18 protein-coding genes, 1 pseudogene and 1 CRISPR repeat array are annotated in these 16,918 nt (G+C 49.8%); of the genes and pseudogenes, 13 read left to right on the top strand and 6 right to left on the bottom strand.

Features of this window, described 5'->3' with window-relative positions; translation table 11 throughout:
• Positions 1 to 14: 14 nt before the first annotated feature.
• A CRISPR array of direct repeats spans positions 15 to 1,236; the repeat unit is 32 nt; unit sequence ATCGCACTCTTCGTGAGTGCGTGGATTGAAAT.
• A gap of 117 nt (positions 1,237 to 1,353) precedes the next feature.
• A complete protein-coding gene (locus DPV68_RS08520) occupies positions 1,354 to 2,850 on the bottom strand; it encodes an MDR family MFS transporter (RefSeq protein ID WP_114166339.1) in 1,497 nt (498 codons plus the stop codon).
• Positions 2,851 to 3,004: 154 nt separating this feature from the next.
• On the opposite strand from DPV68_RS08520, the gene DPV68_RS08515 reads away from it, so the two are divergent.
• The 8 genes from DPV68_RS08515 (at position 3,005) to DPV68_RS08475 (ending at position 10,874) form a co-directional block, all read left to right on the top strand.
• Positions 3,005 to 3,877 (top strand): TetR/AcrR family transcriptional regulator, encoded by an 873-nt coding sequence (locus tag DPV68_RS08515; RefSeq protein ID WP_114166338.1) that lies wholly within the window; start codon positions 3,005 to 3,007, stop codon positions 3,875 to 3,877.
• A 146-nt stretch (positions 3,878 to 4,023) separates the two neighbouring features.
• A complete protein-coding gene (locus tag DPV68_RS08510) occupies positions 4,024 to 5,037 on the top strand; it encodes a LacI family DNA-binding transcriptional regulator (RefSeq protein ID WP_114166337.1) in 1,014 nt (337 codons plus the stop codon).
• A gap of 198 nt (positions 5,038 to 5,235) precedes the next feature.
• On the top strand, positions 5,236 to 6,549 hold the full coding sequence (locus DPV68_RS08505; protein WP_232819569.1) for an ABC transporter substrate-binding protein: 1,314 nt from the start codon (positions 5,236 to 5,238) through the stop codon (positions 6,547 to 6,549).
• Between the two features lie 63 nt (positions 6,550 to 6,612).
• The gene (locus tag DPV68_RS08500; RefSeq protein ID WP_114166335.1) at positions 6,613 to 7,512 is read left to right on the top strand and encodes a carbohydrate ABC transporter permease; all 900 of its coding nucleotides are present in this window, start codon (positions 6,613 to 6,615) and stop codon (positions 7,510 to 7,512) included.
• 3 nt (positions 7,513 to 7,515) lie between these two features.
• On the top strand, positions 7,516 to 8,442 hold the full coding sequence (locus tag DPV68_RS08495; protein ID WP_198662280.1) for a carbohydrate ABC transporter permease: 927 nt from the start codon (positions 7,516 to 7,518) through the stop codon (positions 8,440 to 8,442).
• Positions 8,443 to 8,463: 21 nt separating this feature from the next.
• The gene (locus DPV68_RS08490) at positions 8,464 to 9,816 is read left to right on the top strand and encodes a GH1 family beta-glucosidase (RefSeq protein ID WP_114166334.1); all 1,353 of its coding nucleotides are present in this window, start codon (positions 8,464 to 8,466) and stop codon (positions 9,814 to 9,816) included.
• A gap of 255 nt (positions 9,817 to 10,071) precedes the next feature.
• Positions 10,072 to 10,410, top strand: coding sequence for a hypothetical protein (locus DPV68_RS08480; RefSeq protein ID WP_198662279.1), 339 nt, complete (start codon positions 10,072 to 10,074; stop codon positions 10,408 to 10,410).
• A gap of 2 nt (positions 10,411 to 10,412) precedes the next feature.
• Complete coding sequence (locus DPV68_RS08475) at positions 10,413 to 10,874, top strand: WapI family immunity protein (RefSeq protein WP_114166331.1); 462 nt, start codon at positions 10,413 to 10,415, stop codon at positions 10,872 to 10,874.
• 47 nt (positions 10,875 to 10,921) lie between these two features.
• On the opposite strand, the gene DPV68_RS08470 is transcribed toward DPV68_RS08475, so the two are convergent.
• From DPV68_RS08470 to DPV68_RS08450, 4 genes are all read right to left on the bottom strand, one after another.
• A complete protein-coding gene (locus tag DPV68_RS08470) occupies positions 10,922 to 11,080 on the bottom strand; it encodes a hypothetical protein (protein ID WP_157964159.1) in 159 nt (52 codons plus the stop codon).
• A gap of 312 nt (positions 11,081 to 11,392) precedes the next feature.
• A complete protein-coding gene (locus tag DPV68_RS08460) occupies positions 11,393 to 12,121 on the bottom strand; it encodes a PTS sugar transporter subunit IIC (RefSeq protein ID WP_232819568.1) in 729 nt (242 codons plus the stop codon).
• 56 nt (positions 12,122 to 12,177) lie between these two features.
• Positions 12,178 to 12,525 carry a PTS lactose/cellobiose transporter subunit IIA gene (locus tag DPV68_RS08455; RefSeq protein WP_114166327.1) on the bottom strand — a complete coding sequence of 116 codons (348 nt, stop codon included), beginning with the start codon at positions 12,523 to 12,525 and terminating at the stop codon, positions 12,178 to 12,180.
• Positions 12,526 to 12,677: 152 nt separating this feature from the next.
• Positions 12,678 to 13,388, bottom strand: coding sequence for a GntR family transcriptional regulator (locus DPV68_RS08450; protein WP_114166326.1), 711 nt, complete (start codon positions 13,386 to 13,388; stop codon positions 12,678 to 12,680).
• Between the two features lie 207 nt (positions 13,389 to 13,595).
• Between DPV68_RS08450 and DPV68_RS08445 the strand changes: the two genes are divergently transcribed.
• From DPV68_RS08445 to DPV68_RS08430, 4 genes are all read left to right on the top strand, one after another.
• Positions 13,596 to 13,997 (top strand): hypothetical protein, encoded by a 402-nt coding sequence (locus DPV68_RS08445; protein ID WP_114166325.1) that lies wholly within the window; start codon positions 13,596 to 13,598, stop codon positions 13,995 to 13,997.
• 174 nt (positions 13,998 to 14,171) lie between these two features.
• Positions 14,172 to 14,615: a hypothetical protein gene (locus DPV68_RS08440; protein ID WP_114166324.1), complete on the top strand. Its 444-nt coding sequence runs from the start codon at positions 14,172 to 14,174 to the stop codon at positions 14,613 to 14,615.
• Positions 14,616 to 15,125, top strand: a complete 510-nt coding sequence (locus DPV68_RS08435) for a hypothetical protein (RefSeq protein WP_114166323.1) — start codon at positions 14,616 to 14,618, stop codon at positions 15,123 to 15,125.
• A complete protein-coding gene (locus DPV68_RS08430; protein WP_114166322.1) occupies positions 15,118 to 15,588 on the top strand; it encodes a hypothetical protein in 471 nt (156 codons plus the stop codon). The genes DPV68_RS08435 and DPV68_RS08430 overlap by 8 nt, the downstream gene beginning before the upstream one ends.
• Before the next feature lie 12 nt (positions 15,589 to 15,600).
• Here DPV68_RS08430 and DPV68_RS08425 read toward each other — a convergent pair whose 3' ends face one another.
• A complete protein-coding gene (locus DPV68_RS08425) occupies positions 15,601 to 15,936 on the bottom strand; it encodes a hypothetical protein (RefSeq protein WP_114166321.1) in 336 nt (111 codons plus the stop codon).
• Between the two features lie 414 nt (positions 15,937 to 16,350).
• Between DPV68_RS08425 and DPV68_RS08420 the strand changes: the two are divergent.
• Positions 16,351 to 16,918, top strand: a pseudogene (locus DPV68_RS08420) (glutamine--fructose-6-phosphate transaminase (isomerizing)); the annotation flags it as partial.

Below are 16,918 nucleotides of genomic sequence, written 5' to 3'. Positions count from 1 at the left end.
CGCATCGGGATCGCATCGCACTCTTCGTGAGTGCGTGGATTGAAATCTCCCGTACCACGCTCAACCAATCGAGCGCCGCCATCGCACTCTTCGTGAGTGCGTGGATTGAAATTCTCCCTTGTTTTTAGGTGTTGAAATAATTGATTATCGCACTCTTCGTGAGTGCGTGGATTGAAATAGGAGGAAACACTCGTCTACCAAATCCGTGAACTTATCGCACTCTTCGTGAGTGCGTGGATTGAAATCGAAACGCCTCTGCCGCGTCCTTAATCGTCACCTATCGCACTCTTCGTGAGTGCGTGGATTGAAATATCCGAGGAGATGGTCAAAAACGAGGTCGTGGCGATCGCACTCTTCGTGAGTGCGTGGATTGAAATCGCCTGCATCTTCAAGTTTTCGATGGTCATCGGTATCGCACTCTTCGTGAGTGCGTGGATTGAAATTAAACGGCTTGAAAAAGCGTTACCCTATATAGATCGCACTCTTCGTGAGTGCGTGGATTGAAATGTCGTATTATAAATATCAATTGCGTTCGATTTTTATCGCACTCTTCGTGAGTGCGTGGATTGAAATGAAATGGGCGACTGTCTTGACCTGTCCGATATTAATCGCACTCTTCGTGAGTGCGTGGATTGAAATCTCGAATACAGCGACAAGGTCCGCGAGAAGGTGCTATCGCACTCTTCGTGAGTGCGTGGATTGAAATGGAAGGGGTTTAGCTGATGAATCCGAGACAAGTTATCGCACTCTTCGTGAGTGCGTGGATTGAAATACCGCAACAGCGTGCCGCGTTATTCACACAAGCGACATCGCACTCTTCGTGAGTGCGTGGATTGAAATGGCTTTATATAGATAGTCAACGCCCGACGGTCGAATCGCACTCTTCGTGAGTGCGTGGATTGAAATTCCCGCGCCTTCACCGACAAGCTCATCCGCGAGGATCGCACTCTTCGTGAGTGCGTGGATTGAAATATCGCTTGGCGAACGTCGAAGGGTTTCGGGATGTAATCGCACTCTTCGTGAGTGCGTGGATTGAAATCGGCGTTAATCCATGTGAAGAGCATGTGCACCGATCGCACTCTTCGTGAGTGTGTGGATTGAAATGAGAATGCGAAGGACAACATCGACCGTATCGACATCGCACTCTACGTGAGTGCTTGGATTGAAATTTCCCCTCTATGCATTAGGCAACACCTCCTTGGCTATCGCACTCTACATGATTGAATGGATTGAGATATCAACAAAAAAGACTGCTTGTTATCGGCCTTGTATTATAGCTTTTGTAGGTGATTGGATTGAAACGGAAATAAAAAAAGCCGCTCTGAACTTAGTATTCAGAACGGCTTTTCATCATTAATTTGCTTGTTTCAACTCTTCAGCGGTTTCCGCTTTATCGTCAAATTTCTTAACATCAACCCGCTTCACAAAGAACGCTAAGATGAGCGCCAAAATGTTCATGCCAAGAGCGACGTAGAACGAATACTGGATCCCTGACAGCAACGCTTGTTGTGTCAACGCGCCCATCGCACTCTCGGTGAGTGTCGCTGGGTCGACGCCGGTCATGAGCGACTCGGCCTTTGTTTTCGTGACCGAGTTCATGATTGTGACGAGGACTGCTGTCCCGATCGCACCGGATACTTGTTGGGCCGTGTTGTTGATGGCCGTTCCGTGCGGGTTAAGGCTCGTCGGCAACTGGTTGAGACCGTTAGTCATGATCGGCATCATGACCATCGACATCCCGAACATGCGAAGCGTATACGTCGTCACGATGTACGTATATGTCGAATCGAGTTGGACGTTGGCAAGCATGTACGTTGAGATTGCAGTGATGGTGAGACCTGTGATTGAGAGCAACTTCGGTCCGAACTTATCGAACAGTTTCCCTGTGATCGGGGACATAATCCCCATGATGATGGCACCTGGTAGCAACATGAGCCCCGAGTCGAGCGGCGAGATGCCACGGACGCTTTGGACGTAGGCCGGTGTCAAAATCATCCCGGAGAACATGGCGACGGCGTTGACGATTGCGATAATCGAAGCAAGCGCGAACATCGGGTATTTGTATGCCCGTAAGTCGAGGAGCGGTTTCTCCATGTTGAGCTGACGGATGACGAAGGCGATCAACGCGACGAACCCGACGATCATCGTCGTCAAGACGATTGGGTTATCCCAGCCGTCTGAACTCGCCGAGCTGACACCGTACAAGACGCCACCAAATCCGAGCGTCGATAAGACGAGTGACAAATAGTCGAGCGATTGCTCTTTATTTTGGACCATGACGTTCTCAGCTTTCCAAATGGCGAGACCGAGACCGATGAGGGCGAGCGGGAGAATCATCTCGAACAAGACGCGCCAGTCGTAGTATTCGACGATGTAACCTGAAAGCGTAGGTCCGATCGCTGGTGCTGAAATCATGACGAGACCGAAAATCCCCATCGCCGTTCCGCGTTTTTCACGCGGGAAACTGACGAGCATGACGTTCATCAAGAGCGGTCCCATCGTCGAGGCACCGACCGCTTGAATCATCCGACCGGCGAGTAAGACACCGAAGTTCGGAGAGAAGGCGGCGATGGCCGTCCCGAGCGCAAAAATCGCCATCGACGTGATGAAGAGACCACGGTTCGAGAATCGGGTGATCAAGTAGGCCGATGCTGGAACGAGCACGCCCGTCACGAGCATGAAGCCGGTCGCGAGCCATTGGACGGTCGAGTAGTCAGCAATCTCCAAATCGACCATGATTGATGGGAGCGCGACGTTAAGTAAAGAGTTGTTCAAGAAGGCGATGAACGCCCCGACAAAGAGGACCGCGAGCATGAGATACGGCGGTTTCTTTTGGAATTCTGGTTTCATACGAGTTGCTCCTTTATGTTCTGAATAGTTATATACTAGTAAGTGTCGATGTCACGATTTTATACCCGACGTACAAATAAATCAACCATTTTGTACTGTTGGTTCAAAATGGTATACTTAAGCCAGAAACCAGACAGAACGGAGCAATCAGTATATGAAGGATAAGAAACGAAAAGTTGCTGACGTCGCTATGGCTTTGTTCATTGAGAACGGAGTGCAGCAGACGTCGGTCCAAGAAATCATCGAACGGGCCAACATTTCAAAAGGCACGTTCTATAACTACTTCGCCTCGAAGACGGACTGTGTCGCCAACATTCTCGAAAACTTGCGCTATGACGCTGGACAGCGCCGGATTGAGATGCAGATGGGACGTGACAAACGCGACAAGGACGTCTTTATCGAGCAGATTTCGATTCTCATTCAACTGAACGAGGAGCGGAATCTCCATGCCTTGTTCGAGTCGATCATGTCAGCGAATGAACCTGAATTGAAAAAGCTCGTCCTACAACACCGCGTCTATGAGATCGAGTGGCTCGCCATGCGCCTGACCGAAATTATCGGGGAAGCGATTCGCCCGTATTCGGTCGAGTTGACAGTACTCTTCAACGGGATGTTGCAACATATCCTGTTCACACTCCGCATCACGAACACGGCCTACTCGATTCAGCGATTGATTCGTAATTTGTACGCCTACATCGAGTTGATGGCGGCGCGTATGGTCGACACCGGCGAACATATCTTGAACCCGGTCACGGTCGATCAAATGCGAGGGACGACGGATAAGAACCTCGTCACGAAAGACGAGTTGATCGAGATGGGCGAACGAATTTGCGCGCACGTCAAGATGACCGAGGAACAAGCGGATTTGTTTGAGGCAATCACGTACGAGCTCCATCAAGAGCGGCTCCGGAAAATCGTCCTTGAACAATTGCTCAAGCCATTTCAACGCTTGTTTAAAGGTGTGACGGGGGAGACGGAGGTTCAAAAGTTCACGAATCTCGTTTGGTTGTATACACGGACACACTAACGACAAAAAATGATTTTATCCGTTAATATAGAAGAAACACGTCACAAAAATAAATCTCAAAATATTCCCCGAAAAAGAATTGATTCCTACAAATTCATGCGCTACAATCAAATTACCGAAAGCGCTTTCGGGAAGAGGAGAATGACATGGGCACGATTTATGATTTAGCTAAAAAAACCGGCTTTTCGATTACGACGGTCTCTAAAGCATTGAACAACTATAAGGACGTCAGCGAAAAGACGAGGGCCAAAATTTTAAAAGCTGCGGCTGAGATGGACTATCTACCGAACGCGCACGCCCAGTCGTTATCGACGAAAAAATCGTGGGCGATCGGGGTCATGTTCTCAGAAGCGAATGAAGTCGGAATGAAGCATCCATTTTTTAATGGAATTATTGAAAGTTTCCGTCACGCGACCGAGGAATACGGCTACGATTTGATCTTTGCCTCGCGAAACCTCCGCAACCGTGACATGAGTTATCTCGAACACTTCAAACATCGAGCAGTCGACGGCATCGTCGTCATCTGTTCGGACCGGATGGACGAACAAGTCCAAGAGCTCATGCAAAGCGATATCCCGATCGTCGTGGTCGACATGGACAGCGCCAACTGCAGCGTCGTCTATTCGGATAATACGGAAGGTGCCCGCCTTGCTGTGAACTACTTGCATGAGTTAGGCCATCGCCACATCGCACATATCGCCGGAGACTCGTCGATTGATGCCGGTGCGGCCCGGGTGAAAGGGTATAAGCTCGCCATGAAGGAGCTCGACTTGCCGATTCAACCAGGTTACTTGGTCAACGCCGGGTTCTTCTCGGTCGAAGAAGGTAAACAGGCGATGGAGAAGTTATTACAGCTTGAGTCACCGCCGACCGCAGTCTTCGTCGCAGGCGATCAAATGGCCATCGGGGCCATCGAAGCCGTCCATGAACACGGTCTCCGTGTCCCGGAAGACATCTCGATCATCGGCTATGACGACATCGAGATGATCAAGTACATCACGCCGAAACTGACGACAATCCGACAAGATACGGACGAAATCGGAGAGGCGGCGGCTGAACTGCTCATCGAGCAGATGACAGCCAAAGAACGTCGGACTGAACGCCGCGTCATCCCAGTTCGGTTGATTGAACGGGCGTCTTGCGCACCGGTCAAAACGTAAACAAGTCACGATGATCTTTCGAAGTCGCTCTGTTCGCTTCAGCGGAATGGAGAGAAGAGAGCGATTTCGAAAATCATTCACCCCAAAATCGAAACCGCTTTCGATATTTTATTTCGGCATTTACGAAAGCGCTTTCGACAAATTATTACCTCTTCTTGCAAACGCTTTCTAAAAACACTTAAAAGGATGGGTTCACACATGCGTAAAAAATTAGTCAGCTTACTTTCAATCGGAGCTCTATCGGTCGGCGTCTTGGGCGCATGCTCAAACGACGAAGGAACTTCAGGTTCTGAGTCAGGGTCTAAAGATGACGTCCTCAAAGTTTGGTCGTTCACGGATGAGCTCAAAGAGCCAATCAAAACATACGAAGAGAAGAATGGCGTCAAAGTCGAATTGACAATCGTTCCAATCGCCGACTACCCGACAAAACTCAAACCAGCTCTTGAAAGCGGTGTTGGAGCACCAGACGTCTTCACAGGCGAGATTGCGTTCCTCAAGCAATGGGTTGATGCAGGCTATTGGGAAAACCTCTCCGACGAGCCGTACAACGTCAATGAAATCTCGGACGACTATATCCCTTACGTCTTCGACCTCGGGAAAGACAAAGACGGCAACGTGCGCGCCCTTTCATGGCAAACGACTCCAGGTGGCGTCTACTACAAACGTAGCCTAGCGAAAGAAGTCCTCGGCACGGATGACCCGACCGAAATCGGCAACATGATGAGCTCGATGGACGGCGTCTTCGAGGTTGCTGAGAAGATGAAACAAAAAGGCTATCGCATGTTCCCAGATGAAGGCGCGATCCGTTGGTTCTCACAAGGTGCGAATCCTGAAGCATGGGTAAACGACAAAAACGAGCTCGTCTTGACACAAGACAAAATCGACTACATGGATTATGCGAAGGAGCTTCGTGAGAAACAATACACGGCCCTCGCTCCAGAATGGTCACCATCATGGTTCGAAGGCATGTCAAAACCGATCAAAGTTAAAGAAGGCGGCAAAGAAGTTGAAACACAGGTTTTCTCTTACGTTCTTCCAACATGGGGCCTCCACAGCGTCTTGAAAGACAGCGCGAAAGACACAGCCGGTGACTGGGCAGTCACGAACGGTCCTAGCCCATACTTCTGGGGCGGCACATGGCTCGGCGTTTACGAAGGATCGAAAAACAAAGAAGCTGCTTACGATTTCGTCAAACTCATGACGCAAGACGAAGAGTTCTTGACTGGCTGGGCTGAAGAGACAGGCGACGTGCTCGCTTACAAACCGGTTACCGACAAAATCAAAGCCGACTTCAGCGATGAGTTCCTCGGCGGACAGAACAACTACGATTTCTTCCTCGACCAAGCGGACAAGATCACGCCTGGTATCGTCACGAAGTACGACCAACAGCTTGACACACTCTACGGCGCTTCAGTTCTTCAATATGTAGAAGGCAAGAAGTCGAAAGAAGAAGCAATCGAAGAGTTCAAAAAACAAGCGAAGAACGCTTACCCAGACATTACAGTTGACTGAAGCAAGCTAACCCATGGGGGGATTTCCCCCCCTTAAGGGTTGCTATGGAAGGAGTAACACGACGTGAAAAAACTAGACCGTTACGGCTATGCGTTTATTGCCCCATTTTGGGTCGTCTTTTTGACATTCAGTATCTACCCGGTCTTCTTGACCCTCTACTACAGTTTCACCAACTATACCGGCAGCCAAGGAGAAGAGGTCGTCGGCTTTGCGAACTACGCGCGCCTGTTGACAGACACATACTTCATCGAGGCGTTCGTCAATACGATCAAGATTTGGGGAATAAACTTCGTCTTGCAAATCGGTCTCGCACTGGCTCTCGCGCTCTTGTTCTCAGATTTACGTTTGAAGCTGAAGGGCCTCGCGTTCTTCCGTTCATTCTTCTATCTTCCTAACTTGATTACGATCAGTTCGGTCGCGCTCTTGTTCGGAATCTTGCTCGACTGGCAGCATGGATCACTCAACATGATGCTCTTGAAACTCGGTATCATCTCTGACCCAATCAATTGGTTATCGCAACCGGTGACGGCACAACTGTCCGTCTCACTCATTTTGACATGGATGTGGTTCGGTCACTCGTTCATCATCGTCATGGCCGGTGTATCGGGGATCTCGCAAGACTTCTTCGAAGCCGCCCATATCGATGGCGCGAACCGTTGGCAGATGTTCACGAACGTCACGGTGCCACTGCTTAAACCGATTCTCTTGTACATCATGATCACGTCACTCATCGGTGGTCTTCAATTGTTCGACCTCCCGCTCCTCATAACGGACGGGGTCGGTGCGCCAGACGGGGCACTGAACACGATGGTGCTTTATCTTTACAACCAAGCGTTCAAGTATAACAACTATGGCTATGCATCAGCGGTCGCTTACGGCTTGTTCTTGATCACGCTCGTCTTCTCGGCGATCGTCTTCAAAGGTATGTTCCGTAAAGAACGCGCTGCGCAGAAGGGAGCATAACCAATGGAACAAAATGCAGAATCACGGCGTATGCTCGCCGACAGCGAAGTTCAGCCGCCACGCGAAGAGAAACCGCTTCGTGTGCTGCCGCCAAGCAATAAACCGAAAAAGAAATGGTTCAGCCGTGGCTTGATTTACACGGGTTTGATTATCTTGACGATTATTTGTTTCATCCCGTTCCTCATGATGCTTGTCAACGCGACACGGACGAACGGAGAAATCATGACCGGGTTCTCGCTCATCCCTGGATCGGCGCTCGTCGAAAACTATGCGATTTTGAGCGACTACATCAACATCTGGACAGGATTCAAAAACAGCTTGATCGTCGCCGTACTCGTGACGTTGCTCTCGGGTTACTTCTCAGCGATGACGGCTTTCGGCTTTGCGTTCTATAACTTTAAAGGAAAAAACGTGATGTTCATCTTCATGCTCGTCATGATGATGGTTCCAGGGCAACTTGGACTCATCGGGTTCTACGAGATTTCGAAGACGCTCGGTATTCTCGACTCGTTCATCCCGCTCATCATCCCGTCGATCGCCAGTCCGTTCGTCGTCTTCTTCATCCGCCAGTACACACAAGCGACGCTGCACGTCAGTATGATTGAAGCGGCCCGGATTGATGGCGCGAGCGAACTGCGCATCTTCCATACGATTGCGCTTCCGATGATGATGCCGGCCGTCGCGACGATGTCGATCTTCACGTTCATCGGCTCATGGAACAACTACTTGATGCCGCTCGTGCTCTTGTTCTCTCCAGAGAAGTACACGTTGCCGGTCCTGATGGGCTTCTTGAAAGGATCGCAAGTCGCCGAGAACCTCGGTGCCCTTTACCTCGGTATCGCCATTTCAGTCGTGCCGATTATGATCGCCTTCTTGTTCTTGTCGAAATACATCGTCAGCAGTATCTCGGCTGGTGCGGTCAAAGAATAATAGAGAAAAGAGGAACACACTATGCAATTCAATAAAGACTTCGTCTTCGGGACCGCGACTTCGTCGTATCAGATTGAAGGCGCGCATAACGAAGACGGTCGCACCCCGTCGATCTGGGACATGTTCTGTGACATCGACGGACGCGTGTTCGAGAAGCATAACGGTGACGTCGCTTGTGACCACTATCATCGCTTCGAGGAAGACATCCAGCACATCAAACAGCTCGGTGTCGACACGTATCGCTTCTCGATCGCATGGCCTCGCATCTTCCCGGCCAAGGGCGAGTTCAACCCGGCTGGGATGGCGTTCTACAAGACGCTCGCGACACGCCTCCGTGAGGAAGGCATCAAGCCGGCCGTCACGCTTTACCATTGGGATCTCCCGATGTGGGCACATGAAGAAGGTGGCTGGGTGAACCGCGACTCGGTCGACTGGTTCCTCGACTACGCCAAAGTATGTTTCGATGAGCTCGACGGGATCGTCGACTCGTGGATCACGCACAACGAGCCATGGTGTGCTGGATTCCTCGGCTACCATCTCGGTGTGCACGCACCGGGACATCGCGATATGAACGAAGCGGTTCGCGCCGTGCACCATATGCTTCTCTCGCACGGGAAAGCGGTCGAACTATTGAAACAAGAGTTGAAGTCGACGACGCCAATCGGCATCACGCTCAACTTGTCACCGGTCTACGCCAAAACGGACTCGGTGAACGACCGACTCGCGCAAAACAACTCGGACGGCTACTCGAATCGCTGGTTCCTCGACCCAGTATTCAAAGGTCAGTATCCGGTCGACATGATGAACTTGTTCGCGAAATACGTTCATACGTACGATTTCATCAAACCAGGTGACATGGAGACAATCTCGACAGAGTGCGACTTCTTCGGCATCAACTTCTACAGCCGCGGACTCGTTGAGTTCAGCGCGGCGAACGACTTCATGACGGTGGCTGCGTACTCCGATTACGACAAGACGGGCATGGGCTGGGATATCGCCCCGAACGAATTCAAAGACCTGATCCGTCGCTTACGTAACGAGTACACAGACCTTCCAATCATCATCACAGAGAACGGCGCGGCTTACGACGACGCGCTTGAGAACGGCGAAGTCCATGACGTGAAACGCATCGACTACGTTAAACAGCACCTCACAGCCGTATCCGACTTGAACGACGAAGGCATGAACATTGCCGGATATTATCTCTGGTCGCTCATGGACAACTTCGAATGGAGCTTCGGTTACGAGAAACGCTTCGGCATCCTTTACATCGACTTCGACACGCAAGAGCGCGTCTGGAAAGACAGCGCGAAATGGTACGCCGGCGTCATCGGCGACCACAAAGCCAAACACGCGGATAGCGTCGAGGCGTAAGATGGATCCATCCCTGCCGCTACAGGGATGGATTTTTTGTGTGGAATCGATTCAAGCAGGGAACGTATGAAGTAGGGAGAGGAGGACGGACGATGGCGTCACACCATAGAACGGATCAAGAGCGGGAACAGGGTAAGACGACCACGCTCATGATGATGTCGTTGCTGTGCTGGTTTGTGTACGGGTTGCTCTATGGGTTCGTCTATTTTAACGTCCTCGTGATCTTTTTTTGTCTTGTTCTCTTCCTTTTTAGGCGTGAGAGGACTGATTGAACGAGACAAACGGATTGAACGGGAACGGGAAATTCGTGATCTCGGTGTGGGGATTGATTCGGAAGAAGGGGAGATGTTGATGAAACGCGAGTATGCGACGTACGAAGTGACAGGCTATGACGATAAAGGCAAGATCAAGTTCATCCACTTGAAGGAAGGTGAGTTCGTCTTGCCGGTCGAGATTAAAGGCGACGACTTGACGAAAATCAAAAAGATGATGGAACTCAATCCAGGCGTGACGGTCATTGTCCATGCAGCCGTTGATCAGAAGCGGATGCGGCTCTTGGAAATTGACGGCTATTCGTTAAGGAAGGACGGTTGACGATGGCGCTATCGAAGTTAGTGTCGTATGACGGAATGACCGACCTATCGATTGAAAGTTATGCCTACGCCTATCCTGACGCCGACAACAGCCATGATGCGGCATGGCATCGAAACTGGGTCGGCTTCCACGCGCCGGAGCACCGCATCACGTTCGATGACATCATGCTCGACAGTCTGCTCGTCGCTCACTACATACCGGTATTCGAGTCGTTCGTAGCGGGTGACGTGCAACAGGTCGAGTTCGAACCGACAGAACCCTATATCCGCTTGACGATGACGAGGAGAGACGGCGATGGGGACGAAGTGGACGTGCGAGGCCATCTGGAGCACCCGCTCGGGGACGAGGCAGAAGAGCTCGATTTTGAATTTGGGACGTCCGTTGCGAACGTGGAACACTTCCTAAAAGGCTTGCGGGACATCGCAGCTGAATTTCCGATCCGGGAACGTGAGAGTGATTTGTAATAAGACGAAACAGATGAAAAAACGCCGTGACAGTAAGTGTCATGGCGTTACGAATCGAGTTGTGATTTATTGGCCCGGTATTTGCCTAACGAGTAGGCAGCGCACAGTAAGAAAATCGTATGTAGGCCAGCGCCGATCAGCATCGCATAAGGGAAGATAGACTTGAACCCAAGTCCGAACGCGAGCGCTGCGCTTGATAAGATCATGAAGCTAGGGGTGTGGTTTTTCAATTCAAGTGGTTCCTTTCTTTGGTAAGAAAAGTGAAAGCAAGATTAGGACAATTGAGATTACATAAAAGATAAGCAAGAAATCTCTCATTTCGTCTCTTGATATATACATTCCACTGATTAGCGCAATTGATAAACCGGACGTAGGCAAAATAACGATAGCAAACGCGATCCATTGCCATATCTTTCTCGTCATATAAGCCTCCCTCATTCCACGATTGTCCACTTTCTTACTTGTTTCCCCTAAATATAACAGCCCTTCTCATCGCTGAGAAGGGCTGTCTTTTTTGTTTAGGCTGACGCTTTGTCTGCTTCTTCTTGTGCTTTCAACTCTTCACCGTACGACACGCGGTCTTGCATGCGGACGAACGGGAGGTAGACGGCTACGGCCATAGCGATCGTGACGATCTGTAAGAGCGCTGCACGCCATCCGCCGATTAAGAAACCAGAGATGACCGGTGGTGTTGTCCAAGGCACTTGAAGTGCGTTGAACGGGTCGACCCAGCCCCAAAGGATTGAGAAGTACACCATGAACGAGGCGATGGCAGGAACGATGACGAACGGTACGAACATGATCGGGTTGAACACGATCGGCATCCCGAAGATGACCGGCTCGTTGATGTTGAAGAGACTTGGTGCAAGCGAGAGCTTACCGAGTTGTTTCAAGTGAGCCGAACGGGCGACGATGAGTGTCGCGATGATGAAACCGATGGTGATTCCTGATCCACCGAGCTTCGTGAAGACGTCGAGGAACTGAATTGTAACGATTTTCGCCTTCTCACCGGCAACGAGTGTTTCACCTGAATCAAGGATTGCTTGGTTTTGAAGCGCGTTTGCTGTAAGAAGTGGTCCCATAATCCCCATGAGGATGGCAGCACCATGAATTCCACACCACCACATGACTGACATGAGCACCATGATGATAACGGCTTCGGCAAGTGTGTCGGTCAAGTTTTGAAGTGGTGCTTGAAGCACGTCATAGACGACTTCTGTGAACGTACGCTCGGCAATTGCTTTCATCTTTTCGACTAACATACTTGTTGACATACCTGCTGCGCAGAAGAGTCCGATTTTCATCATTTTTGATCCATTCCTTTCAATTGGTTGATTTCGTTTTGCATGTTCATCATATAGCCGAGCATCTCTTTAACAAGGATGGTGTTCATCAAGTGATCTTGTGCGTGCACCATGAGAACGCCGACCGTAGCCGTTTTGCCTTGTGCCTCGAGTGTGACGAATTTCGTCTGGATGGCGTGTGCTTCTTTCAACGTCGCGTCACCAGCTTTTACTGCTTCAGCCGCTTCATCTGCTTTTCCTTCTTGCATCAACAGCATCGCGTGATGGTAGCTCGCTTTGGCGTCGCCTGAAAGAGCGATTAAACCGAAAATATCTTCGGGAGTAATTTCGATTGTTTCAAAAACCATAGTATCTCTCATTTTTGTATGGATAACCAAAATTCATAGGTACAAATTCTACAAGTTGATAGTAGCACGATACCGCTTACATATAAAACCTTTCTTTTCGTCCGAAATGTGAACATAAAAAAACGCACGCGAGAACAATCTCTCGAGTGCGTTTAGGACTTGATGTTAGAGACTTTGAGCATCTTAACATGCCGGAAATGATGTGTCGAGCGCGATACGTCGAAGATTTGACCGTTCGTCAAATAGACGGTGTTGTCGACGAGAAGGGCCGGGTCGTTCTCTTTCAGTTCAAGCAGTGCCGCGTCTTCCGCGTTCAAAAAGTCGGCGTAAATGACACGGTCGGCAAAACCGATGGCGAGCTTTTGGTCGTTGCGGAAGTAGTTGTAGATCGACTTCTCAGTGATGTTCCGGTCGAGATAGACGACGAGGTCTTTTCGGAAATACGAGTCCTCGACCGAGAACGGATGGTCGTCGACGAGCCGGAGACGTTTGACGTAGTAGACAGGCGTCCCGACGTTGCACTTCATCCGTTCGGCGACTTCCTCGTTCGCTGTCGTCAATTCGAAAGCAAGGACTTGCGTCTCGACTTTCCGTCCACTGAAGTCGCTCGTGAGACCTTGCAACTTCTCAAGGTTCACGTAATCGCTCATGTAATGGTCACGGACGAAGACGCCGCTCCCTTGGACTTGATAGACGTAACCTTTGTTGACGAGAATCTCAATCGCTTTCCGGACCGTATTGCGGCTGACGCCATATTTCGTGGCGTACTCGTCCTCGGTGAGGAGCTTGTTCGTATGTTGATAGACGTGATTCATAATGTCCGTCTCAATTTGTTCGGCAACTTGTTTATACTTTGGAGCCATCAGGGTCTGCACCTTTCACATAAAAATTTATAGGTATGAATACGCTATCAGTATATCAGAAAAGGTCAGTGGATGTCGGACAATCCTTCGGCAATTGTTGAAAAACGTCGAACGATTTATTGCGAGAATATTTGGAAAATATGAAACAATGAGGTGAATGACCACGTATAAGGAAGGCAAGCATGGTAAAGAAAGGGTGTGCGTTGAATGAAAGAGACACGTTGGTATACGGAAGAGAATACATGGGGGAAGTCGCCTCTTCGGATAAGCTATATTTTCCTTGCATTCGTATTGATGGCGCTGGCCATATCCTTTTTCGGAAGTTATTTATGGTTGACCGTCCCATTGGTCATGATTGGAATCGCCATGATTGTGTTGGATGTGAAAACGTATCAAATGCGGCGTGCGCATATAAGCGAACGTGATTCAGTGCGATTGCTTCAATGGGATCTCGTATATGATTTGGTGAACACGACGATTCTCATTTCAATAACCGCAGCGCTCCTCTTCTTGCAATATGACAGTTTGACGATCTTCATTGTACTGCTCCTCTGGGTAGTGTTCGGCCAATCGTTCCAGAAGCAGTTGGGTGAACGTGTCCCGTTGTAGAGCGATCAGAGAAGGGACGGTGGAAGAGATGAATGAACGAATCGAATAAGAACGAGCATGGTTTCGTTTATTCCTACAACTCATGTATGAGATTGTCGACGTTGCGAATTGATAAGCGATTGAAACAGGATGATGTGTGGCATCCTACATATAAATAGATTCGGGGGTGAGCGGATGGAACAACAATTGCAACAAGAGATACGTTGGGTACAACGGATGCATAAGCTCGCGATACCAATCTGGATTACTTATGTGATGGCACTGATTGCCGCGTTGATTGTGAACAAGGACTGGTTGATTCTGCTCATGTTTTTTGTAGCCGTCTTAACCATGTATATGAGTTATCGCCAATACCGCATCATGCGTCACATTTCGAACCGCGGTGACGTCCACCGTTTATTGAAATTAAAAATGGGCGTCGATTGGATCGGGTCCATCCTCTTGTTCACCTTTTTCGCGACGTTGTTAACGGTAGAGTCGGTTGGATTGTTGCTTGGAGTCGTCTTAGCTACCTGGTCAATGACGGATACGGCAAGGAGTCGGTTCATTCAGCGAAAAATCAACGCGTGCGATCCGACGATGCCGACTTATGATGAAGTGATGGAAAGGATGAGTTGAATGGAACTGTCAACACAATCAAGACAACAAGTGGATCATATTCTTCGTTTCGAGAAATGGAGAAGTTGGGGCGTTGGTACAATCGGTGTTTCGGCAGTCATCGGGATGCTCATTTATGCGTCCTATTGGGAAGCGAGCGATTCATTGTTCACCGTGTTCTTGTCAGTAATCGCCACGCTCGTCCTTGTCACGGAAGCGGCCGGGTACCGAATGTGGCTCCGATTTGTGAAGCGACGCAAGGCGCGACAGCTTCTGACCTTGCGTTTCATAGCTTTTTTAATCGGCTATTTGGGATTATGTTATTACGGTTTGATCGTCTTCAATCAAAACTCGGAACCACAGTCATTTCAGTCGTTCCTGTTGTGGCAAGCCGTGTTTTGGAGCGCAGCTTTCTTTGGAAGGTGGCTCGATCGCATCATTCAGAAAGAGGACGATCATTATTTGACGGAGAAAGACTTAAAGCTGATTCGGGAAACCCGTGAGATTGAGCAGGAACAAGAACATGGATAAGCGCAGCCAAATGCGTGAACTGATAGCGTTTGACGGCGCGCAAAAGATGTCCGTCGTTCTCTTGTCTTTTGTCGGTGTCATGGTTTTGTTTTTCCTAGTCGAATATGACTGGATTTCCTCGGTGACGGTTTTCTTCATCGGGGCGGCGGCGGGCCTACCAGACTTTTATAAGTCATGGCGCCGCGAGATGATTAAAAAGAAGTATCTGGTCGCTCGCGAGGCAAGACGACTTATCCACTTCAATTCGATGAGCGGACTACTCGTGTATCCATTCATTTTATTATGGGTTTATGCTGCGCTCACTCATCTTATCTCACTACAAACGTTCTTTCTGATTGGGGCAGCCTCATTCCTCTTCTCGATTCCAATCGGTAAATGGTATGAGCGGCATATGGTCCACCTTGATCACAACTACGTCACCGAAATAGAGCTGAGAGAAGAACAAAAATGGGGCAGCGCTTGAGCGCTCCCCATTTTATTTGAACGTGCGGATGATGAAGTAGAGACAGATGAGGAACGGGATTAAGAACATACTTCCGATCCACTCACCTTGACCGAACAGGAGCCACGCGAAGAGCTGAAAGGACAAGACGCCGCCGGCAGCAAGTCCGGCAAAGCGATACGCTTTCGGGCGAAGCGACGGGTCATCCCACCATTCTTTAAAGAAAGGGAAGCTGAACATAAGCGCGAGTGCCAAGAAGGAAGCGGCCGGAAACACGAGGAAATCTCCAATCTCGCTCTGTCCTTCGATTTGCAGCCATTTGGACGCGGTCGATAAGATGATCCCGATGACGAGAAAGACGATATTCATAGCCATTCCTCCACTCCATCTAATAGATACTTTCATCATGCCCGAACGAGCTCGTCGGGACAAGCCTGTTCAAAAAAGTAGCTTTTTAGTGAAAGTGGTGACTTTTACATGAACAGTAAAAAAGTATCGGATTTTGTTGTGACATAAACACTTTCGGATTCAATCGAGACCGGCTAACATGAAAGGGTATCTGGAGAAACGGCCAGCTATGAAGGGAAAAGCGCCAGAACTCTTCGGAGTTGACGAGGTTGGGGGTTATCGAGTTTTCGGCGGATGCCTCCTAGTCGCCTGTCACGACTACAAGTGTTCTTTTAAAACGTTCGGGTGACCGGACGGACAACGAGGAACACGTTGACAGCACTCTAAAAAGCCCGTTTCCTTTTTCGAGAAATCGAATCGATGAGGAGAATTGTTATGTGTGGAATTGTAGGAATGATTGGTCAAGTCGGAACGAAAGAGATTTTATTAAAAGGGTTGGAGAAGCTCGAGTATCGAGGCTACGACTCAGCCGGAATCGCGCTCGTCGGTGATGATGTCCATGTATTCAAAGAAGTCGGTCGCATCGCCGCACTTCGTGACATCGTACCGGTCGAAGCGGAAGGAGCCATCGGCATCGGCCACACACGTTGGGCGACACACGGCGTGCCGAGCGTACCGAACGCCCACCCGCACCAGAGCACGACGGGCCGCTTCACGCTCGTCCACAACGGTGTCATCGAGAACGACGAGCAGATCAAGGCGACGCTCGACGTCCCGTTCCTCTCGGAGACGGATACGGAAGTCATCGTCCAGTTGATGGAGAAGAACTTCGTCGAACTCGGCGACGTCGAGGCGGCGTTCCGCAAGACGTTGGCTGAGCTACATGGCTCGTACGCAATCGCGATGATCGACTCGGAAGACAATGAACGCCTCTATATCGGCAAGAACAAGTCACCACTCCTCGTCGGACTCGGCGACGGCACGTTCAACGTCGTGGCGTCTG

It is taken from the genome of Exiguobacterium sp. TNDT2 (genome assembly GCF_003331145.1).
Lineage (GTDB): Bacteria > Bacillota > Bacilli > Exiguobacteriales > Exiguobacteriaceae > Exiguobacterium.
The sequence above is the reverse complement of the archived record's forward strand: the minus strand, read 5'-3'. Positions and strand labels throughout refer to the sequence as shown.